A 21484-nucleotide genomic window follows, 5' to 3' on the forward strand; every position below is an offset into this window, starting at 1 on the left:
AAGCTACAGGCGGCACAGTACATGAGGTAGATTTTGATGATTAAGTCATGGTCAGATGCGGCATGGGAAGATTTTGAATACTGGATGAAGCAAGATAAGAAAACGTTAAGGCGTATTCATCAGTTATTGAAGGATATTGATCGGAACGGATATGATGGAATAGGTAAGCCGGAAAGGTTAAGTGGTGATTTAGCAGCTTATTGGAGCAGAAGGATAGATGATGCGAATCGTATTGTTTATCGTATAGAGGATAATACGATAAAGATTGTCCAATGTGGTTCTCATTATAGAGATAAGTGAAGGCGGCAACATTTTGGCAATAGGAAATCAGTAAGCCAGAATAAATGATGTAATTGAAGTAAAAAGCGGCGTGTATTGAATTTAAAATTTAAACTATAAATGAGCAAATTTAAAAAATTGCACAAGGAGCTTTCTGCCACCAAGGCCAAAACCTCCTCTGATACCTGCTTTTTTAAAACAAAGGAATTTCACCCTCATAGTTGTCAGCTCTTTCCAGCAGAGGGCCAGCTGCGCCCATTGTAAAAGCTATATCACTGCTTCGGATAGACAATAGCTCCATTCCAATCTTCAAATCAAGAAAATCTAATATCTGCCGACTAAGCTGAATGACACCATTTTCCGAAATATTTACCCAACAGTACGACCGTCCTTTGTACTTGACAAATTCGCCCTCTGCGGTCTGATAATTCTGTAAAGCCGGATTATCAGTAAGAATATGTCCTAATTTTGACGGTTCCAACAGTCCTTTTCTTGTCACACAAAAGCCGCCGGTGACCTTGCTTCCGGTAAAAAGATAGACTTTTCCCTCTGCTGCGGCCTTGTACTCTGTAAGAGCCTGCGGTGGGAGGTGGATTGTCAAATCATCTCGTATCAGTGACTTTCCGAAGATAAATTTACCGCCTTTGTTCATCTGTGGCATACATCATAAGCTCCTTTTCTTAAAAGTGGAAATCCACTATACCACAGAAAAATTCAAATGTCACTAAGGCTCTCTAAAGGGTGGCAGATTTCACGCTGTTTTTGGAAACAACGGCATAAACGCTGATTGCAATATCTCCGCCGTACTTTCCTAACTGGCTGTTGTAAACAAGGCTGATGAATACCATAGCCATTTGTGCAACATACCTAAAACCGGTTTGCCGGAAACACGGACAAAATTGCAAAATAATTGTGAAAACCTTCCGCTTCCGTGGCTATGGATTCTCAGGAGCGAATCAACGAAGTCCACTCCAGCGCCACTGGCTCTGCTGCATACTGCGCAATGATTTTCTGATACTCCTCCGCTGACATCGGCCTGTTCCCGGTCAGATCCCCACTGACATCATCTCCCCAATAATATCCCCTCACGCTGTCTGTCTCATAATCACAATCCACTGCGATGCAGGCCACCTGTTGCCAGCATTCGGCTTCTTCCTGAAACTGGATAAAGGTTTCTGTATAAGCCGCTCCGCCGCTGACATATAAGATAACGCCATCTTCATATAGTTCCATGGTATAGTAACTGCTAAGACATTCCATCCTGATTCCTTCTGTCCGGCTGTAATAATAAACTACCTCCGGATAAACCGCATCATCTGATGAGCGGCAATATCCCATAACCAACTCAGGATATCCGTCACCGGTCAAATCTTCCAGGCTATAACGTATAACATCTTCCTCCCCGCGCCATGCTGCCGCCAGCCACGATCCACATAATTCATCATATAAATACCGCCATTTTCCATCCACCGAATCTATTTTCTCTCGCACACCCTCATCATTCAAATTCTGTATGTCAGCGTTCATGAATTGTTCATACTGTCTGAGCACCTCTATAAAGGGCTCCGGCATACCCGGCTGTATGTGCACCTGCCACTTCCTCTGGCCTGATTCTGTCTTCTCCTGCTCCAATGGCACAGAAGTTTCTTCTTCAAAACCCTCTTTCAGCTGCGGCGTATCCTCGGAATTTGTTCTGTCGTGGATGCTGATTATCAGCCCCAGTACCCAGAAGCCTGTGATGAGAGCGATAGCGATAATATAAGCCACCGCCTTTCCGGATATATATAAACGTTTCCCTGTGGCCAAACTATGGGGCTGGGGAGCTGTGACAGGGGTTTCTGCTTTCGGCATTTCATTTGGCACCTCCGGAAGACAAGACATACAAAATGAAACAAAACCTCTGTCCAGTGCCTCTCCGTTTGCCTCGATATTTTGTTGGGAAATTTTTTCATGATACTCCAGTTCATGGATCAATACAGGAATCTCTCTTCCAAATTTTTCTTTCAACAATCCCGATGCATGAATACCCTGCACTACAGCAACAAGAAGATTCACGAATTTGAAGCTAATCGCATCTTCACCTTCCCATTCTAGTTCCGTGATCCACTTCCTGATATCCTCCGCCGTCTCATCTCTTCCCAAACACATTTCATGATTTTGCAGCCAGAAGGCATAATTCCATCTCGCCTCCTGCTCATCAGCAGCCTCTGTGATGCTTTTTTGTACTTGCCTTTCCGTATTATAACCGAATACTGCCACCGGGCGACATGGATCATCTTCTTCATTGAACACATACAGCGAGATAGCATAGATATCGTCTTCCTGCCATTCGGATATCTTTTGCTCCATTAATCCTTGTATTTTTTCCTTGATTTTTACATGGAGAATTTCTATGTTCCCATCCACAAAACCTACGCCTACTCCTGATTTTGCCTTTAAAATATCTGCATATTTACCGTTTTTCAGATATTCTTTTAAAGCAGAAACAATATCGTTCAGTATTTCTTCCCAGCCAGTTTCTCTGTGCCATCGCAATGGATTTTCTCTTGTATCAAGATCTGTCACTTCATTGCATAGCCAATCCTCATCATCGACATCAAATTTGGATGTTCCGATCAATTCCATCGACCAATCATGATCGATGTCCTCATATAAATTAAAGCCAAAAGCAACAACTTCAGCCGGAATATCCGTTTCCAACACTACATCTAACCATTCAGATACTCTGTTATACACCGCTTAACCCTTCCTTCTGTAAGCCATGATTGTCCTGCCGATATCATTATATATACTGCGATGGATAAAATCAACACAACACTTGTAACCCGAAAGACAGGCAGCTGCGCTTGCCATGTCCTGCATTTTATAGTGGCGGATATAGTGAGAAAGTGCTATAATCGAAAGCATGATTTATACTGTAGACCGCCAGGATTTACAGTGGTGTCCCCGGGAAAGTACCTGGCTGGCGGTCCGCAGTCGGGGCGCACTGCAAATTTAACTGGTGCGCAGTATAAGATGTGGGAGATGAAGTGGCGTGGAAATAAATGTTGGAATCGGGCATGAGGGCTTGCGCTGATTGCCTGCAACGCAAGCTATAAATTTATTCCCGCGAGCAATGAGCCAAGCGGCCGTGCCTGCACGGCCAGTTGGTGAATGCCGCGAGGTATTTGATCGGGATTTTAAGGAGTGTGGAGCAATGGATAACTGGTTTACCATAGATGAAATTGACGCAAATACATATATCATCAGCGAATATCGACATTGGGAGGAAACGCATTGCTATCTCTTGAATGGAAATACCCGAAGCCTGCTCATTGATACAGGGCTCGGCATTTCCAATATATATGAGGAAGTGCTGAAACTTACCGATAAACCCATTACGGCAGCAGCTACGCATATCCACTGGGATCATATTGGAGGACATAAGCATTTCCCGGATTTTTATGCCCACGCTGAGGAATTGGAGTGGCTGAATGGTAAATCCCCTTTATCAATCGAGACGATCAGAGAGATGGTCATAGACCGCTGTGATTTGCCGAAAGGCTTTTGCGTGAAAGATTATGAATTCTTTCAGGGCATGCCGACAAAAGTGCTGACAGACCATGACATCATTGATATTGGCGGCAGGGAAATTGAAGTGCTGCACACACCCGGACATTCTCCGGGGCACCTGTGTTTTTGGGAAAAAAGCAGGGGATATTTATTTACGGGCGACCTGGTGTATAAAGATATTCTGTTTGCTTATTATCCCTCTACAGACCCGAAAGCCTACCTTGATTCCATTTATGGAGGATGTGCAAAGAGCAATGTAGAATCATATAAAGTAATGCAAAAGGCTGGAATGGTTCAAAATTCCTTTTATGAAAATGGGGATTATATTTTTGCGATTGATAAAGAGACCTTTTTAACTTGTCGCAAAAATGCAGATTTTTTGGCATAGCGTCATCCAAAAGCATCATGGTATATATTCTGCGTGTTATTTGTCAGAACAGAAAATTTCTCGTTTGTAGTCCATAAATTTTCTATCTGTTCCATATTTTCATCAGGTTCTGACAGCAATTCTGCCAAACGGTCAAGTTCCTGCAATTCACTTTCGCTCAATGTATGCAGGCCGCCACGAAGATACAATGGCTGATAAGAATAAAAAATTTCATTATTCATCAATGCATGGAAATCCATGAACAAGTATTCGCAGACGCCTTCCAAAAGAGTTGGTGCAAAAACGTCCAACTTTTTGTTTAGCGTATTTTTCCTTAAACCAATCCATGCCTCGGACGCAGTCACGAACTTTCGGCGTGGCAAATCAAATTGGCTGTAACCAAAACGCTGTTCGTACTCATAATAACCGTCGGCATCTACCAAAACCCACCTGTTTTCATTAAAGTCCCAGTATTCATTGACCCAATGTTCCATATAGCTGTCGCCTGCATCGCCAAAGTCCATAAACCCGGCCCTGGAGCGGCAGGGGATTCCTTTTGCTTTTAAAATTGCGCTGAATAGCACCGAAGCCTGGCGGCAGGACACAGTAATCCTTTTTGTCACGTCCCTGTTCTTTGTAAATCCTGCTTCGTCTAAACGTAAAATGCCAGCAATCATTGAAACAGCAGTTATATATAGTTCGTCTTCATTCTTAAAACGATGCTTCGGATAGGAAGCGAATTTTCCGAAATAAGTGTCTTCCAAGTAAGGAGATGGCTCTGTAAAATACATAGACGGATGAGTGATTTGACCGCAGATCAACATTCCTATGGAAGGTATGTCGTCCGGCAACGATGATATAAATTCTTTATATATCCCCACATAGGTATAAACGCTGGTTTCTAAATAGCGCTGGTATATTCTGCTGTCCATGTGATTTTTTATAACCTCCGGATATTTTCAGAGATAGATGCCGCTGTGATTAAATGATAACAAAATAATAAAATTATGTCAATAAATGCATTCCGCTTTTGCCCTCATTTTTTAATGGCAAAGAGAGAAAGGAAGTAGTATAATCAGATGGAGAAATCAGGAGCGAGGAAATAACGTGAATAAGAAGACAGAAGAATCAAGAATTGCATACAATAAAATAGCATCCGAGTATGACGCGTCCATGGAAGGGCAATATACGAGATTCCATATTACGGAACTGGCTGACACTATAGAGTTGCATGAGGGCAATGTGGTCCTTGATGTTGCATGTGGAAATGGAACCCTGCTGTGGGAATTATCGAAAAAAGCAGAAATCCAGGCAAACGGAATAGATATATCCGAGAACATGATCTGTTCTGCAAGGATGCGATACCCTGATATGAGTTTTGAGGTAAAACCATGCTATCCGCTGGAATGGAGTGATGAAAGCATTGATATCATAACGGTATGCTGCGCGTTCCATCATTTTGACAATCCGCAGGGTTTCGTAAATGAATGCAAAAGAGTATTAAAGAAAAACGGTACAGTGTATATAGCCGATCCTAATTTCGGAGCAGTGGTCAGATTTATAGCAAATAAAGTATTGTTTCCCCTTTCAAAAAGTGGAGATGTGAGAGTATACAGCCCAAAAGAGTTGAAGAAAATCTTTTACAATTGTGGATTTAGAACAGTGCGGGTCTATAGAAAAGGAAAAGGGGTGTTTCTGAAAGCTGAAAATAAATAGATAATTTTAAAGATATACGTTATAATATAATTCAAGTGGGCTAAATACGCAATGCTTCTGGTAAAGAGTAAATATGATTTGTGGCAGCAGTGTTGACACAAGTCTGAAGGGTGGTAGATTTCGGTGGAAAATGAAATACCAGCGGCAGAAGAAATCCATTAAGTATTCCAATGATTGACAAGCCATCGCTGGCTTGAAAAATGCGAGAGGGCAGAAGCTGATAATTCCGTGAGCGCCTTTTTTCCCTATCCCTGCCATTTCCTCAATGATGCCAATGCGGGGGCATATGCGGAGGGATTCCATGGGGACGAGACGGAGCGGTTTTTCTATCTTTCATTGAGCAATACCGTGGGCGGGGCCATTTTCGGCGGAAACGATGACATATAAAAGGAGGCAGCAACCATGGAAGGAAAGATGAAAGTGGCGGTAATGCTGGGAATCGGCAGGATGGGATTTGAGGAGAGAGATATCCCGAAAGCAAAGGACAATGAGGTGCTTGTGAAGCTGGAGTATGTGGGGATCTGCGGCAGCGACCTGCATTACTACGAGACAGGGGCGATTGGCGACTATGTGGTAAAGCCGCCTTTTGTGCTAGGCCACGAGCCGGGCGGAACCGTGATGGAAGTGGGGAAGAATGTGAAGCACCTGAAAGTGGGCGACAGGGTTGCGCTGGAGCCGGGCAAGACCTGCGGCCATTGTGAGTTCTGCAAAACCGGGAATTACAACCTCTGCCCGGATGTGGTCTTTTTCGCAACGCCTCCGGTGGACGGGGTATTCCAGGAATATGTGGCCCACGAGGCGGACCTTTGCTTTAAGCTGCCGGATCATGTGAGCACCATGGAGGGCGCATTGATCGAGCCTCTGGCGGTGGGATTCCATGCGGCCATGCAGGGAGGCGCAAGGGCAGGACAGACGGCGGTTGTCATGGGGGCAGGCTGCATCGGCCTGGTGACAATGATGGCGCTAAAGGCAATGGGTGTTTCGAAGGTGTATGTGGTGGATATCATGGAAAAACGTCTCCGGAAAGCGCTGGAGCTGGGGGCAGACGGCGTCATTAACGGAGCGCAGGCAGACGCGGTGGAAGAGGTAAGGAAGCTGACGGAGGGGAGAGGCTGCGACCTGGCAGTGGAGACCGCCGGCACACAGATAACCACAGTGCAGACCATCCATATGACCAGGAAAGGCGCGACGATCGTGCTGGTAGGCTACAGCAAGAGCGGGGAAATGACGCTGCCCATGAGCCTTGCGCTGGATAAGGAGCTGACGTTCAAGACCGTGTTCCGTTACCGCCATATCTATCCCATGGCCATAGAGGCCGTTGCGGCAGGCAAGGTAGACCTGAAGGGTATCGTGACGGATGTCTTCGAGCTCGACGAGGTGCAGAAGGCCATGGACTACAGCGTGAACAACAAAGCCGATATTGTGAAAGCGGTGATACGCATTGCCCGGTAGACAGCGCGGATAAACAGAACCCCGGAAACGGCATATGAAAGATATCTGCGCCAGTGAGAGATTGCTGCCAACGTTCGCTTTACATATTGACATTCATAACCCGGACTATGAATACAGGATAGAATCAGACTGAAGGCAGGGAAAGCCATTTTATGGTGGCAGATTCCGGGAGAAAATGATACAATAGAACCAAAACAAGATACGTCAAGGAGAAGACATGCGCCTGTTAGAAGCCATAACGGAAGCCTTCGTTGCAGAGAGCAGGGAAATTCTGGGTGAAAACCTGGTGGGGATATACCTCCATGGCTCCGCGGTGATGGGGTGCTTCAATGAGAAAAAAGCGATATTGATTTACTGGTGGTGGTAGACGGGGAGATTCCGGACGAGGTGAAAAAGCGGTATCTGGATATGGTGGTGAGGCTGAACGGAGACGCGCCGGAAAAGGGAATCGAAATGAGCATCGTCAGAAAGGACGTGTGCAGGCCATTTGTCTATCCGACTCCCTTCGAGCTGCATTTCTCCGTCTCCCATCTGGAATGGTATCGGGAGAATCCCGCGGATTATATAGCGAAGATGAAGGGCGTGGACAGGGATCTGGCAGCCCATTTCACCGTCATCTGCCATAGGGGGAAATGCCTGTATGGGAAGGGGATCCAGGACGTTTTCGGGAAGGTGGACAGGCAGTATTATCTTGACAGCATCCTGTCCGATATAGAGGACGCGGAGAAGGATATCATGGAAAATCCTGTCTATATCGTCCTGAACCTCTGCCGTGTGCTTGCCTGTAAAAGGGAAGGGACTATCCTGTCTAAGAAGGAGGGCGGCGAATGGGGATTGAAAGCCCTGCCCGGGAGATATCATGGCCTGATATCACAGGCGCTGCGCGAATACAGGACTGGGGAAGGGAAGGGCTGGGACGAAGCGGAGGCACAGGAATATGCTTCCTACATGGCGGAGCAGATTCATGGCGTCACAGGATAGAAAGGGAGCTTTACAGAAAGTTTTGAAGACAGGGCAGGGAGGCGATTTATCATAGCGACATACGTCATATCCGACATACACGGCGAATACGAAATGTTCCTGGAACTGCTCGGCGAAATCGGGCTGAGGGCGGAAGATACCTTATACATCCTGGGGGATGTCCTGGACAGGGGCCCCCATCCCATCCGGACGCTGCTGATGCTCATGAAGATGCCCAATGTGGTGTGCCTGGCGGGCAATCATGAGCTCATGGCGCTGGAGTGCCTGGGGTTCCTCATGAAGGAGATCACGGACATGTCCATCGGGGAACTGGATGAGAAAATGCTGGAGAACCTTGTGACATGGCAGTATAACGGAAGCAGCACCACGATTGAGGAATTCCGTGGGCTGGGCCGGGAAATGCAGAAATCCGTGATCGATTTCCTGAAGGAATTCTCCATCTATGAGGAACTGACCGTCAATGGCAGGGACTATCTGCTGGTCCACGCCGGGCTGGGCAATTATTGCCCGGAAAAGGATATTGAGGACTACTCTCTGAGAGATCTGATGTGGGAGAGGGCGGATTATGGCATCCGATATTTCGACGACATATATGTGGTCACAGGCCATACGCCCACACAGGAAATCCCCGGCAACCCCAGGCCGGGGTATATATTCAGGAGACATAACCATATCGCCATCGACTGCGGATGCCATCGCCCGGGAGGCCGCCTGGCCGCCATATGTCTTGACACAGGGGAAGAGTTCTATTCATCAGACAATGCGGGGCCTTAAATAAATGTCATACAGATATAATTTAGACGAAATATAGACTGGCCGGAAAAGGGCGGGAAAGATATGGAAAATCCCGGAAGCGCCGATGGAATATGGGCACTTCCGGGATTCTTTCCTGTCTTTTCCCTGCACGCCTTAAGGACGGATCAGTAATTCTCCGCATGCACCTCGAAATAGCTCTGGGGATGGTTGCAGGTGGGGCAGACTTCCGGAGCCTTTGTGCCCACGATGATATGCCCGCAGTTGCGGCATTCCCATACCTTCACTTCGCTCTTCTCAAATACGGCTGCCGTCTCCACGTTCTTCAGCAGCGCGCGGTATCTCTCCTCATGGTGCTTCTCGATCTCTCCCACCAGACGGAACTTTGCCGCAAGCTCCGGGAAGCCTTCCGCCTCCGCCGTCTTCGCGAAATTCTCGTACATGTCCGTCCACTCGAAGTTCTCGCCGTCTGCGGCTGCGGCAAGGTTCTCCTTGGTATCGCCGATTCCGGCCAGCTCCTTGAACCACATCTTGGCATGCTCTTTCTCGTTCTCCGCTGTCTTCAGGAACAGGGCCGCAATCTGCTCGTAGCCTTCCTTTTTCGCCGCGGAGGCGAAGTAGGTGTACTTGTTCCTGGCCTGGGATTCCCCGGCGAATGCCGCCTCCAGGTTCTTCTCTGTCTGCGTTCCCGCGTACTTTGTTGCTTTCATGTGTGTCTCCTCCTTGATATGATTTGCATGATTTTGTGCTTTGCCTACGCCTGTGCTGCCGCTGGTAATCGCCGCCGGTTCTACGGGTCTCAGGCGGAAAGTCCAAATCTGGGCCCGCATCTGTCCCTCAGGTGCCGGGGCATAGTGAAACCATTCCTGCCCTGGACTTATCTTTCCCTGCACTTTGGGCAGAGGTAGAACACCTTTAAATCATAGGACAGAATCGGCGCCCCCAACTGCTTTTCCAGGTTCTCTGTCAGGCTGTCGAACGTCATGTCGGACAGGGCGCCGCATTTTCGGCATACCAGATGGTCGTGTCTGAGGATTTTGTCGTAGCGGTCGGGGGAGCTCTCCATGGAAAGCCTCCGTACCAGGCCTTCCTGGCACAGGGCGTTCAGATTGTTGTATACAGTTGCCTGGACAACCTTGGGCTCTGTCTTTTTCAGCTCCAGAAAAATCTGCTCGGCCGTCATATGCTTGTTGGACTGATTGATCAGCCCTAAAATCAGCTCCGCGTATCTGCTCACCTTTTCGGCTCCTTATTTAGAATTATTCTAATTATAACATCTTTTTGGGGGCTTGTCCAGAGGGAATTTGACGACAGGACTGTTTGGGGGGGAATTGTTTTACAGAGCAAGCATGACTCTATGGAAAAATCTGAAAGCATGTGGTAATATATACAGCGACAGGTTTTAAAATGACACCAGGAACAAAGGTGCGGAGAATCAACTATACGGAGGAACATGTATGAACGAATGGGTAAATGTGACAGATAGTTTTTCCGAATCACAGAGGCATTATAAAAATACTTATCTCGAAATCTGTGAAGTGTTTGACGAGGTGGTGGAGGTCAGCCTTTTCTCTTCCGAAAAAGACCCATATGAAATCTATTTTTCCTTTGGGATTATGTATGGAATCGTCTATGCGGGGGAAGGGGAGGCGTATGAAAAACGGGAGCAGATGAAATCGGATTTAGAGCAGGAATATCGAAAGAATAAAGAGCCATCGAATGAGTTCATTGACAGCTTTGCGGAAAAATATGATGTCTGCCTGCCCAGCGATGTTCTGTTTAATGAGGAGGCATTGATGGGGGCTTTTATGGACCTTTGATGAAGAAAAGCGCTGTCTCCTCCCTGTATCAGGATACCTCCTCCCACTCGCTGGCCCCCAGGCTCTGCCTGTGCATGGCCTCGCCAAGCGTCAGGCGCGGCAGGTCCTCTGCCAGATAGGCCATGAGCTCATCGATGCCCTCCCTGGTCACGTTGTTGATCAGGAAGATGCGGTCGCAGCCCGCGTTCACCAGCCACTGCCTGACCATGGGGATATTGGCAAAGGGGGAGTCGATCTTCGTGATGATGCCGATGAGGGGGCGGAGGATGAAGGAGCGGAGGCTGGGGCTGAACAGATTGTAGGGCTCGTCCGCAGCCTGGACGATGGCCACCGCGTCCGCCTCGAAGGAAAAGCAGGCCAGCCCCGCGCTGAAATGCTTGGACTCTGCATACTCCCCCGGAGAGTCGATGGTGTCGTCGTCGGAGCTGGTGTACTGTGTCTTCACATAGTGGAGCTCTTCGCCCCGCAGGGCCTGGGTCAGGGAAGTCTTCCCGGCCTCGCTCCTGCCCATCAAAAATAGCTTTTTCATGCTGATGTCCGCCCTGCCTCTTTAATTTTTGTGGATCTCACAGACCTGGAAGCCCAGCTCCGCCCCAAAGAACCTCACCACTTCCTCCACGGCGGTTCGGACCTCCGACAGCCCGCCGGTGAGGATCAGGGAGCCGCAGAAGCGGTCCATGAAGCCGATCTGCACATCCGCGCTCTTCATCGCCACATCTGCGGCTGCCACCACCGCCTCCCAGGGAGTGAAGCGGATCAGGCCCAGGGACTCTCCCCTGTGGTCCTCGCCCTCATGGACCCCGATGTGCAGCCCCAGATTCCGGTAGACCGCAGGCTGGGGGGAGCCGATTATATGGGCCAGGCAGACCTCTTTGCCGGGGATCCGCAGGCGCGTCAGGCGCAGCCGCTTCCCCCGTAGCTGCTCATAATCCTTATGGAAGAGCTTTTCCAGCAGTTCTTCGGTTCGGTCCATGGCTGCGCTCCCTATCTCTTAGTGATCCTGCAGACGACATACTCCAGTTCGTCCCGGAAATAATTCACGATCTCGGTCATGGCCGACATGACGTCCGAAATCTCCCCGGTGACGATCAGCGTCCCCGTAAACCGGTCCGCGAAGCCCAGGTACACGTTCCCGCTCTTCACTGCGATGTCCGAGGCGATGACGGCCGACTCCGGCGGCGTCATGTTCATGATCCCGATGGCGGACGACTGATAGTCCACCTGGGGATTCAGCCCCAGCTTCTGGTATATGATCGGCGCCGGGCCGCCCATCACATGTGCGAAAGTGATCTCCTTGCCTGCCACGGTCTCCTGTACGATTCTGATACGTTCTTCCTGTCCGCCTGCCATCTGTCGATTCCGTTCCTTCCATGGGTTTGTGCCGTGCCTTTGTACAACTGTGTTCTCCCTCAATCATACTATCAGGGAAATTCCCTGTCAAGCGCAAATCCCGCTCAATTGCCGCTTGTTTGGCGCAGGGCCATGTGGGAGGCCCGGGCGCGGTACTGCCGATGGCGGATTGCGGCTGCATGGGCCCGGACGGCAAGATTTCCGGCGGGCGATTGCTGCTTTGGGGGCTTGTAAACCGGCGGGAAATATTATACACTGGTAACAGAACCCAGACAACTATCGATGACTGCATAAGGAGGAAGGCATGAAATCATTGGCAGCAAACAATTCCATTCCTATCGTACTGATCCCGCTGTATGGAACAGAAGAGATGGCAGGCAAGATCGAATACTATCTGCGCGAGACCTACAACATGGAGCAATGCCATGTGGTGAATTCCCAGATCGTACGGTTTTCCACAGGCGATGCCAAGGCGGTGCTGGAGGACACGGTCCGGGGGGCGGACGTGTACATCCTGGTGGATGTGGGGAATTATTCCTGCAGCTATGAGATGTACGGCCAGACCGTTCCCATGTCGCCGGACGAGCATTTCCAGAATCTGAAGAGGACCGTGTCGGCTATCGGCGGGAAGGCATACCGCGTGAACGTGATCTCGCCGCTCCTGTATGCCAGCCGCCAGGACAGGCGCATCTCCAGAGAATCCCTGGACTGTGCCATGGCGCTGCGGGAGCTGGAGAACATCGGCGTGAAGAACATCACGGCCTTCGATGTCCATGACAACAGGGTGGCCAATGCGGTTCCCTACAATGGTTTTGACGATCTGTTCCCGATCTATCAGGTAATCAAGGCAATCAAGCGCAACTTTCCGGATGTTGCGTTTTCTGAGGACGACTCGCTGTTCATTTCTCCCGATTTAGGCGCGACGACGCGGAATTATAAATACACCAACGAGCTTGGGCTGGATATGGGCATCTTCTACAAGCGCAGGTCCAGGACCAAGGTGGTGGGCGGCAATTACGTGGTGGACGTACATAAATACATCGGCCCCAGCGTGAAGAACAAGGATGTGTTCATTGTGGACGATATGATCTGTTCCGGCACCACCATGCTGGACGTGGCGAAATACTGCAAGAAGCAGGGGGCCAGGAGGGTCTTTGCGGCCGCCACCTTCGCGCTGTTCACGGAAGGGCTCCGGCGCTTCAACGAAGCCTACAGCAAGAAGGTGCTGGAGGCGGTGTTCATCAGCAACGCGTCCTACTGCAGGGAGGAGATCCGCAATGCGCCCTGGTACAGGGAGGTGGACATCACGAAGTACATCGCGATCTACATCCACTCCGTAAATGCGGGAGAGTCCATCTCCAAGCTTCTGGATCCCCATGAGAAGATCCACAGGCTGCTGAACAGGGAGGAATGAGGCGCGGAACCAGGGTGCCGTGCAAAAAAAGGACAGCGGCTCATGCGGCCGCTGTTTCTTTGTCTTTCGAGTATAACAGTTTCAGGAGGATTGGGGTGGAGATGCTGGACACGATAATCAGCAGGATCACCGCCGTGAAATACTCCGGCGTCAACAGCCCCACCGACAGCCCCTTCTGGGCTACGATCAGCGCCACCTCGCCTCTGGTCATCATGCCCACGCCGATCTTGAGGCTGTCCTGGAAGCGGAAGCGGCAGAGCCTGGCCATCAGGCCGCAGCCGACGATCTTGGTGATCAGCGCCACGATGACGAACCCTGCGGAGAACAGCAGGAGAGCTGCGCTGACATTGTCGATGCTGGTCTTCAGGCCGATGCTGGCGAAGAATACCGGCCCGAAGATGATGTAGGAGCTGACCTCCATCTTGCGGTCTATGTAGGAGGAGTCCCGGATGGAGCACAGGACGATGCCCGCCACATAGGCGCCGGTGATGTCCGCGATTCCAAAGTACTTTTCCGCCGCATAGGCGAAGAAGAAGCACAGCGCCAGGCCCAGGATGGGGATCCGCTGGGTGTGGGGATAGCGTTCGTCCAGCTTTTTGAACACCTTGAAGACGATGAAGCCCACCACCAGCGCCATGACGAAGAACAGCACCGTGGAGAGGACCACGCTTCCGGGGTTGGACTGGGGATTCTTGAAGCCGATGACGAAAGTCAGCACGATGATGCCGATGACATCGTCGATGATGGCGGCGCTGAGGATGGTGGTGCCCACCTTGCCCTTGAGCTTCCCCATCTCCTTCAGGGACTGCACCGTGATGCTGACGCTGGTGGCCGTCATGATGACGCCCATGAAGACGGCTTTGTAGAATTCCTCCGAGCCCCAGGGGGCTATGCCGTAGAAGCCCATGTAAAGGAGCGCTCCGCCAAGCAGCGGGACAAATACGCCGGAGCAGGCGATTAGGAGGGCCACAGGTCCGGTCTTCATCAGCTCCTTCAGGTTCGTCTCCAGCCCCGCGGAGAACATCAGGAGCACTACGCCGATCTCCGCCATGCGGGTCAGGAAATCCGACTGCTGCACCAGCCCCAATAGGCTTGGTCCAATCAGGAGCCCCGCGATGATCTCCCCCACCACCTGGGGGGCCTTGCACTTTCTTGCCAGTATGCCGAAGAGCTTCGCGAAGATGATGATGATTGCCAGATCCTTAAAAATACTGTATGTTTCCATAGTCTTTTCACTCTTTCCGTTTGGTTTATGGGAGGAGCTGCCTCTGGCCCCACCCCAAAAGATTATAGCACAAATTTTGGGGCAGTAAAGGGATATTTTGCACAATAGAGAAGCCTAATTTTGCGTAATGTTTGGGGAATCATTCTGCAACAGCGTCCAGCACCCGGATGCCGCGGCGAATACGCCGGCGGCCAGGATTCGGCAGGTATACTGCCAATGCTGCTCGGAATGGTTCTGGGTCAGAAAGAGCCATGCAAAAGGATATAAAGCCAGGAGAAAGTATGCTGCGGCAGACGGCAGTTTCCGCATTATGGCCCCGGTCTTCTTCTTTGCCGCCGCGGCGAGGAGCAGCACGGCGAACATTGTCCCGATGAGGAGATAGCACCAGTTGAGATAAGGCTGTAGGTTCTTCCCCAGCACATTGAAGAAGCCGTTTATCCGGGAATAGCCTTCCGCGCTGCCGGTCCTGACGAAGACTGTCTCCATGGCATCCCGGATGGAGGCGCTTCCGGTAAGGCAGTCCGCCAGGATCCATTTGGCCGCCCACATCCCCCCGTATCCGACGCCCCATTCCGCGCTGTTCCCCACCATGCCGCGGATGCCTTTCCCGGGCGTACCGCCATGGAAATACAGATATATCCCCAAGGGGTACACCAGGGTCACCAAGGGATAGGTGAGGAAATCGAAGTAGACGGTCGCCATTCCCACAGCCATGAAGAACAGCCCGTACCAGCCCCGCCTGGCCAGGAGGCCGTCCGCTTTCAGCTGGATAAGCGCCGCCGCGGTCATGACGTAAAAGCAGATGCTTAAGGACAGCGAGGCATAGGTGCTCACGAAGAACAGGAAGGGCAGCGACAGCAGGAATGCTTTGGCCAGGGGATATGCCCCTTTCCGGCACAGCGCCATCACCACGCAGCCTGCCAGGATAAGCTGCACGGCGGACTGGAGCAGCCGTATGGTATTGAAGGATGTCAGGAGCAGGAGAGGCTTGAGCAGGACCAGATACCCATGCCAGTACCGGGAATAGCTGACCTCACGGGGCTGGGGGACGCCGGTGAGATAATCCTTCAGGGACTGTCCCGGCCACCATCCCGCCTGGCCTGCCGTCTCTGGAGGACAGCTTTCGCCGCGGTACATATGCAGCACCTGTTCCAGGAGGCTGTGCTCCTCGGAAGAATAGACGGCATGCTCCAGCATCAGACAGTCCGTGAAATTCCCTGTCAATGTGGAACGGTATCCGTCTATCAATATCTCGTTGTCGAATTCACGCTCAATCATATCCATGGACCAGTAGACATGCTCCCGCATGGGCTCTATGGGCAGGAGATGGACGAGCACCAGCAGGATGAGCCCTGCTATGGCGCCTGCTGCCAGAAGTATGATATGATTTCTTATGGCTTTGGCAAACACTTTCTTTTTCATGGCCGCTGCTCCCTGGTTTCTGTTTGATAGATTTCACATATTACGTTTCCGTAAGAGGTGATGGTGTCTTTCAGGATATAGTTCTTCTTTACGTATTCGTAGTCGGAAGCGCCGTACATGAGGGCATAGGTAGGGTTGACGATCACATACTCCGCGTCCCTGTAGTCGTCGCACAGATCTATCAGCATGTTCAGCTTCCCCCGGATGGCGTTCCGCTGCGCCTCCAGGCCCCAATAGGCGGGGGTGCTGATGGCTCCGATTTTGACCCTCCCGCCCGGGGCCGGTTCTCCGTCAGGATTTTGCAGTATCCGTTCATAGGCCTGCTTGAAGGACATGTCCCAGTAATCCAGCTCATAGCGTTCTCCCACATTTTTCCCCGCAAGGATATTATAATATGCGTACTCATGGGGATAGGACGCCGCAATGCCCGCCGCCAGGAGAAAGACGTACACGCCCAGCAGGGAGGCCAGCCATCTCCTGCCTTTCCGCGACCTGAATTTCCCGGACAGCCAGGAGATTCCCTGGGCAGCCAGCAACAGCACTGCCATATAGACAAAATAGAAATGCCTCCATCCATTGTATACCGGGGTTCCCGAAAGGACGGCGTATCCCAGCGGAATCAGGCAGGAGAGCGTCATTGCCAGCAGATACCATGGGCCATCAGCGTTCCGTCCCCGACATCTGACCAGTGCGGATGGGAGCGAAAACGCGCCTGTCACGGCTAACAGCAGTATGCCCACCGGAACGGTCAGCAGAATCATCACGGGCAGATATGCTTTCGGCATTCCTGTCACCTGTTTGCTGTACATTCTGCCGGCGAAAAGGATGTAATCATTCCAGCGGAAATCTCTGGCGCTGTCCAGCAGATATTTCCAGAATTCCAGAAGGCCCATCCGGCATGCGGGAGTGAGCAGCAGATAGAATCCCAGCCACATTGCGATGCAGGCTGCCGCTTTCCGCACCATGCCTTTGTCGAGCTGATGCCTGACGAGCAGGGCGAGGAGGATATAGATTCCCGCTATTCCCCAGATGAAGGCACCGATGATTTTCATATTGGCGGCCAGGCTGCCCACAAGCGAGAATGCAGCCACGTTTCCCCAGGATTTCGTCCTATGGACTTTCCAGCCGAAAAACGCGGTGCACAGCGCCAGAGACAGCAGTATCATATCTTTATTGTTATAATGGCTTTCCGCGAACATCCTGGGCGTGACGAAATAAAGCAATGTGGTAAACATCGGTACGACGCGCCCGCCGAAAATGCCGGACAGAAGATAGAACAGGGCGGCGGTGCCGCAGAAGGACAGGACATAGATGTATCCGTGCCACAGGATGTTTCCCGCAAAGGGGGAGATCCTGTTCACGAAGAAAATCCATGCCATGGGATAATAGACGGCCATTCCATGGTCCTTTTCGATGCTTTGCGTTATGTCTATGACGCCGGCAGAATCCAGCTCCCGGTAAAGCGGGTTGGAAGTGCCGAAAAGGCCCGCGTATTCTTTGACATTGGAATACAGTATAGCCTGCTCCGACGTCTGGTCAAGGTGCGCGCCGTAAGGAAAAACCGTCAATAGTCCGATGATGAAGATAGAAGTTAAGAATACTGCCCCGTAGTCAATTTTTCTGCCGCTTTTCTTCATGCCTGTATTTCCTTTCCCATACACCTCCCATACACCGGTGTAATATTAAATATTACCATAGCTTTCGCCGTTTTGTCCAGCGGTTTTCACATGGAATTCCGCGCCCGGATGTGGTAGAATAGTCTAAAAAGGAGACAGAGATGATTCATGAAATGAAACAGGCGAAAAATGCCGCAGGGCTGTTCGCGGGCTGGCAGGAGACCATGGTGTGGTCCTGCCTGCAGGGCGTGATGGGAAGAGTATACGGAGACGATGGGGAGGAGCCCGTGTCCGCCATGGCTTTGCTGGGGGATTTCTGCTTCTTCGCGGGAAAGCCCCACAGGGAGCTGGTATTGGAGGCGCCGGGGCTGGAGGGCCGGGATTTCCTGATCATGACGCCCCGGGACCAGGGCTGGGCGAAGCTGATCGAGGACTGCCATGGGACAGGCGTGCAAAGGAGCGTCCGCTATGCCATAAAGAAGGAGCCGGACGTCTTTGACAGGGACAGGCTGCGGGCCGCGGTGGACAGCCTACCGGAAGGGTATGAGCTGCGGGCCATGGACCAGGGGCTGTTCCTGCGCTGCCTGGAGATTCCCTGGTGCAGGGACTGGGTGGCGCTGTATGGGGATTACGCCCAGTACCGGGAGCGCGGGCTGGGGGCCGTCATCCTGAAGGACGGCGAACCGGTGTCCGGGGCATCCTCCTACTCCGGCTATCTGGGCGGCATCGAGATCGAAATCGACACCAGGGCGGACTACCGCAGAAGGGGGCTGGCCTATATCTGCGGGGCGAAGCTGATACTGGACTGCCTGGAGCGGGGGTGGTATCCCAGCTGGGACGCACAGAACCTGTGGTCCGTGGCCCTGGCGGAGAAGCTGGGATACCATTTTGACCATGAGTATGTAGTCTATGAGTGGAACGGACAGTCCTGAGAGCTGACTGTCCCGCCGTATCTCCGGAAATCCGGCAGGGAAGGCAGGGGGATGGGGCTCATATACATCCCCTTGAAACGGTATTCCGCATTCTTGAGGACGAACTGGTTTGAGGGTCCGCTCGGGCTTGCGCTGGCAGTGTTGCCGGAAAGCCCGCTGTGGTTTGACAGGTATGTTTCTGACATATTATTTTGATGTTTTTTATCACATCCAACTGGAAATTGGACAGATGGCCAGGGCGGCGTATTAAAAAGGCACATACAAATAAATAAAAATAAGACAAGGAATTTTGCGCGAAAAATATTGATGTATCCGGAAAACAGGGGGTTTCAAGTATTTTTAAAATAAATAGAATCAATGATAATACTTAAATAGATACTTGCGGCGGGATGAAATCTGTGTTATCATTTTAAAATCGGCATCGCACTTACATAACCGGCGGGCGCAGCAAAATCGGCAGAGCAGCCCAGGCCTGCGCGCGGTGCAAGAGCACAGAGAGGAAGGGACACAGAATATGAATAAGACCGCAATCAGCCAGAAATACGGCAAAACTTACCATATGCCCCCGGAGGTGACCTACGACTGGGTGAAGAAGGACACCATCGAGAAGCCCCCCGTCTGGTGCAGCGTGGATCTCCGGGACGGCAACCAGGCCCTGATCGATCCCATGCCCCTGGAGGATAAGCTGGAGTTCTTCAAGCTCCTGGTGGACATCGGCTTCAAGGAGATAGAGGTGGGCTTCCCGGCCTCCTCGGACACGGAGTACAATTTCATCCGGGCACTGATTGAGAGGGACATGATTCCCGACGACGTGACCATACAGGTGCTGACCCAGGCCAGGGAGCATATCATCCGCAAGACCTTCGAGGCGGTGAAGGGGGCTCCCCACGCGGTGGTGCACCTCTATAATTCTACCTCCGTAGAACAGCGGGAGCAGGTCTTCAAAAAGGATAAAGCGGCTATCAAGCAGTTGGCCGTGGACGGCGCGAAGCTGTTAATGGAGATGGCGGAGGAGACGGACGGCAGCTTTACCTTCGAGTATAGCCCGGAGAGCTTCTCCCAGACCGAGCCGGAGTACGCCCTGGAGGTCTGCAACGCGGTGCTGGACGTATGGCAGCCGGACGCTGACCACAAGTCCATAATCAATCTGCCCAGCACGGTGCAGGTGGCCATGCCCCATGTCTTTGCCTGCCAGATAGAATATATGCACAAGCATCTGAAATACCGGGAGAACGTAGTTTTGAGCGTCCATCCCCACAATGACCGGGGCTGCGGCGTCAGCGACGCGGAGTTCGGCATCCTGGCCGGGGCGGACCGGGTGGAGGGGACGCTGTTCGGCAACGGAGAGCGCACGGGAAACGTGGACATCGTCACCGTGGCGGTGAACATGATGTGCCACGGCGTGGACAGCGGCCTGGACTTCTCCCATATCATGGAGGTGCGGGAGGCCTATGAGCGGTTCACGGGCATGAAAGTCCACGAGAGGGTGCCCTATGCGGGAGATCTGGTGTTCACGGCTTTCTCCGGTTCCCACCAGGATGCTATCAGCAAGGGCATGAACTGGCTGAAGGAGGGAAAGAGCGGGAACCGTTGGGACGTGCCCTATCTGCCCATCGACCCGAAGGACGTGGGGAGGGAGTACGAGTCCGATGTCATCCGAATCAACAGCGTCTCCGGCAAGGGCGGCGTGGCCTTTGTGCTGAAGCAGCAGTTCGGCTTCTCCCTGCCGGCGGCCATGAAGGAGGAAGTGGGGTATCTCATCAAGGGCGTGTCCGACAGACGGCATCAGGAGCTGCACCCCTCGGAGATTTACGCCATCTTCGAGGAGAACTACATCAATCTGCAGAACGTGTTCTCCATCCCCGAGTGCCATTTCCGGCAGGAGAAGGGCATCCAGGCGGAGGTGATCATAGAGCTGAACAGGGACAGGCGGCTCATCCGGGCAGGGGGCAACGGGCGTCTGGACGCGGTGAGCAATGCCATCAAGACCTACCTGGGCGTCAGCTACCAGCTGGCGGTGTATGAGGAGCATGCCATCTCCAAGGGCTCCAGCTCCAGGGCAGCGGCCTATGTGGCGATCCTGTGCGGTGGGAAGCACTACTGGGGCGTAGGCGTGGACGAGGACATCATCAAGGCCTCCATCGCGGCCCTGGCCTCCGCCGCCAACAAGCTGGCCGTGGAGCAGCACATCACCGAGGGACGGGAAGCACGGATTGTGGAGATCATCAGCTTCATCAAGAATGATTACATGAATGTAACATTAGACACCCTGTCCGAAGAGTTCCACCTCTCCAAGCCTTACCTGTCCAAGTACATCAAGGAGAAGGCGGGCATGACCTTCCAGGAGGCTGTGCGCAAGGAGCGCATGAAGAAGGCCAGGACGCTGCTGCGGGAGACGGATCAGACCGTGGAGACCGTGGCCGCGGAGGTGGGGTATGAGAACGTTGAGCACTTCAACCGCCTGTTCAAGAAGAATTACGGGCTGACGCCGGTGCAGTATCGGAAGCAGGAGGGATAGGAAGCAAAGCGGCCGCCCGCATGGACTGTCCGCGGGGGTAATCCCGAGGCTGAGAAGCGCCGCCCGCACCGGTTGCCAACGGCTGGC

The 21484-nt window shown here is 52.0% G+C and carries 23 protein-coding genes; 12 read left to right on the top strand and 11 right to left on the bottom strand.

Annotated features, from left to right (window positions below):
• Positions 1-36: 36 nt before the first annotated feature.
• Complete coding sequence (locus Q2B33_RS03825) at positions 37-300, top strand: Txe/YoeB family addiction module toxin (protein ID WP_300566006.1); 264 nt, start codon at positions 37-39, stop codon at positions 298-300.
• A gap of 172 nt (positions 301-472) precedes the next feature.
• Here Q2B33_RS03825 and Q2B33_RS03830 read toward each other — a convergent pair whose 3' ends face one another.
• Entirely contained in the window at positions 473-940 is a 468-nt protein-coding gene (locus tag Q2B33_RS03830; protein ID WP_300565914.1) for a hypothetical protein, read from the bottom strand.
• A 284-nt stretch (positions 941-1224) separates the two neighbouring features.
• The gene (locus Q2B33_RS03835) at positions 1225-3015 is read right to left on the bottom strand and encodes a DUF4303 domain-containing protein (RefSeq protein ID WP_300565916.1); all 1791 of its coding nucleotides are present in this window, start codon (positions 3013-3015) and stop codon (positions 1225-1227) included.
• A gap of 460 nt (positions 3016-3475) precedes the next feature.
• Here Q2B33_RS03835 and Q2B33_RS03840 point away from each other — a divergent pair, with 460 nt between their 5' ends.
• Positions 3476-4219 (top strand): MBL fold metallo-hydrolase, encoded by a 744-nt coding sequence (locus Q2B33_RS03840; RefSeq protein WP_300565918.1) that lies wholly within the window; start codon positions 3476-3478, stop codon positions 4217-4219.
• A gap of 2 nt (positions 4220-4221) precedes the next feature.
• Here the strand turns inward: Q2B33_RS03840 and Q2B33_RS03845 are convergent, their stop codons facing one another.
• On the bottom strand, positions 4222-5130 hold the full coding sequence (locus Q2B33_RS03845; RefSeq protein WP_300565920.1) for a transglutaminase-like domain-containing protein: 909 nt from the start codon (positions 5128-5130) through the stop codon (positions 4222-4224).
• Between the two features lie 175 nt (positions 5131-5305).
• On the opposite strand from Q2B33_RS03845, the gene Q2B33_RS03850 reads away from it, so the two are divergent.
• The 6 genes from Q2B33_RS03850 to Q2B33_RS03875 all read left to right on the top strand — a co-directional run bounded on the left by Q2B33_RS03850 (position 5306) and on the right by Q2B33_RS03875 (position 9121).
• Positions 5306-5914, top strand: coding sequence for a class I SAM-dependent methyltransferase (locus tag Q2B33_RS03850; RefSeq protein WP_300565922.1), 609 nt, complete (start codon positions 5306-5308; stop codon positions 5912-5914).
• 228 nt (positions 5915-6142) lie between these two features.
• Entirely contained in the window at positions 6143-6301 is a 159-nt protein-coding gene (locus Q2B33_RS03855; RefSeq protein ID WP_300565924.1) for a hypothetical protein, read from the top strand.
• 15 nt (positions 6302-6316) lie between these two features.
• Entirely contained in the window at positions 6317-7366 is a 1050-nt protein-coding gene (locus Q2B33_RS03860) for an NAD(P)-dependent alcohol dehydrogenase (protein WP_300565926.1), read from the top strand.
• A 217-nt stretch (positions 7367-7583) separates the two neighbouring features.
• Positions 7584-7733 (top strand): hypothetical protein, encoded by a 150-nt coding sequence (locus Q2B33_RS03865; protein WP_300783397.1) that lies wholly within the window; start codon positions 7584-7586, stop codon positions 7731-7733.
• On the top strand, positions 7724-8347 hold the full coding sequence (locus Q2B33_RS03870) for a DUF4111 domain-containing protein (protein ID WP_300783395.1): 624 nt from the start codon (positions 7724-7726) through the stop codon (positions 8345-8347). The genes Q2B33_RS03865 and Q2B33_RS03870 overlap by 10 nt, the downstream gene beginning before the upstream one ends.
• Before the next feature lie 66 nt (positions 8348-8413).
• Entirely contained in the window at positions 8414-9121 is a 708-nt protein-coding gene (locus Q2B33_RS03875; protein WP_330687824.1) for a metallophosphoesterase, read from the top strand.
• A gap of 146 nt (positions 9122-9267) precedes the next feature.
• Here Q2B33_RS03875 and rbr read toward each other — a convergent pair whose 3' ends face one another.
• Entirely contained in the window at positions 9268-9810 is a 543-nt protein-coding gene (gene rbr / locus Q2B33_RS03880) for a rubrerythrin (RefSeq protein WP_296462223.1), read from the bottom strand.
• Positions 9811-9977: 167 nt separating this feature from the next.
• Positions 9978-10337 (bottom strand): Fur family transcriptional regulator, encoded by a 360-nt coding sequence (locus Q2B33_RS03885; protein WP_300565930.1) that lies wholly within the window; start codon positions 10335-10337, stop codon positions 9978-9980.
• Between the two features lie 220 nt (positions 10338-10557).
• Between Q2B33_RS03885 and Q2B33_RS03890 the strand changes: the two genes are divergently transcribed.
• Positions 10558-10920, top strand: coding sequence for a hypothetical protein (locus Q2B33_RS03890; protein WP_300565932.1), 363 nt, complete (start codon positions 10558-10560; stop codon positions 10918-10920).
• A gap of 28 nt (positions 10921-10948) precedes the next feature.
• Here the strand turns inward: Q2B33_RS03890 and Q2B33_RS03895 are convergent, their stop codons facing one another.
• From Q2B33_RS03895 to Q2B33_RS03905, 3 genes are read right to left on the bottom strand one after another with little or no spacing between them, the layout of a single operon-like run.
• Positions 10949-11449 (bottom strand): EutP/PduV family microcompartment system protein, encoded by a 501-nt coding sequence (locus tag Q2B33_RS03895; RefSeq protein ID WP_296462136.1) that lies wholly within the window; start codon positions 11447-11449, stop codon positions 10949-10951.
• A 21-nt stretch (positions 11450-11470) separates the two neighbouring features.
• Positions 11471-11893, bottom strand: coding sequence for a BMC domain-containing protein (locus Q2B33_RS03900; protein WP_296462137.1), 423 nt, complete (start codon positions 11891-11893; stop codon positions 11471-11473).
• Positions 11894-11904: 11 nt separating this feature from the next.
• Complete coding sequence (locus Q2B33_RS03905) at positions 11905-12270, bottom strand: BMC domain-containing protein (protein WP_296462139.1); 366 nt, start codon at positions 12268-12270, stop codon at positions 11905-11907.
• 304 nt (positions 12271-12574) lie between these two features.
• Between Q2B33_RS03905 and prs the strand changes: the two genes are divergently transcribed.
• A complete protein-coding gene (prs, locus tag Q2B33_RS03910; RefSeq protein ID WP_296462141.1) occupies positions 12575-13684 on the top strand; it encodes a ribose-phosphate diphosphokinase in 1110 nt (369 codons plus the stop codon).
• Between the two features lie 40 nt (positions 13685-13724).
• Here prs and Q2B33_RS03915 read toward each other — a convergent pair whose 3' ends face one another.
• The 3 genes from Q2B33_RS03915 to Q2B33_RS03925 form a co-directional block, all read right to left on the bottom strand.
• Entirely contained in the window at positions 13725-14909 is a 1185-nt protein-coding gene (locus Q2B33_RS03915) for a cation:proton antiporter (RefSeq protein ID WP_300565937.1), read from the bottom strand.
• Positions 14910-15023: 114 nt separating this feature from the next.
• Entirely contained in the window at positions 15024-16331 is a 1308-nt protein-coding gene (locus Q2B33_RS03920) for a hypothetical protein (protein WP_300565939.1), read from the bottom strand.
• Positions 16328-17968 (bottom strand): hypothetical protein, encoded by a 1641-nt coding sequence (locus Q2B33_RS03925; protein WP_300565941.1) that lies wholly within the window; start codon positions 17966-17968, stop codon positions 16328-16330. The genes Q2B33_RS03920 and Q2B33_RS03925 overlap by 4 nt, the downstream gene beginning before the upstream one ends.
• A 140-nt stretch (positions 17969-18108) precedes the next feature.
• On the opposite strand from Q2B33_RS03925, the gene Q2B33_RS03930 reads away from it, so the two are divergent.
• Together Q2B33_RS03930 and Q2B33_RS03935 are read left to right on the top strand one after the other, a co-directional pair.
• Positions 18109-18879, top strand: coding sequence for a GNAT family N-acetyltransferase (locus tag Q2B33_RS03930; RefSeq protein ID WP_300565943.1), 771 nt, complete (start codon positions 18109-18111; stop codon positions 18877-18879).
• A gap of 514 nt (positions 18880-19393) precedes the next feature.
• A complete protein-coding gene (locus tag Q2B33_RS03935) occupies positions 19394-21397 on the top strand; it encodes a 2-isopropylmalate synthase (RefSeq protein ID WP_300565945.1) in 2004 nt (667 codons plus the stop codon).
• Positions 21398-21484: the final 87 nt, after the last annotated feature.

The sequence above is a fragment of the uncultured Acetatifactor sp. genome (assembly GCF_948601915.1).
Lineage (GTDB): Bacteria > Bacillota > Clostridia > Lachnospirales > Lachnospiraceae > Acetatifactor.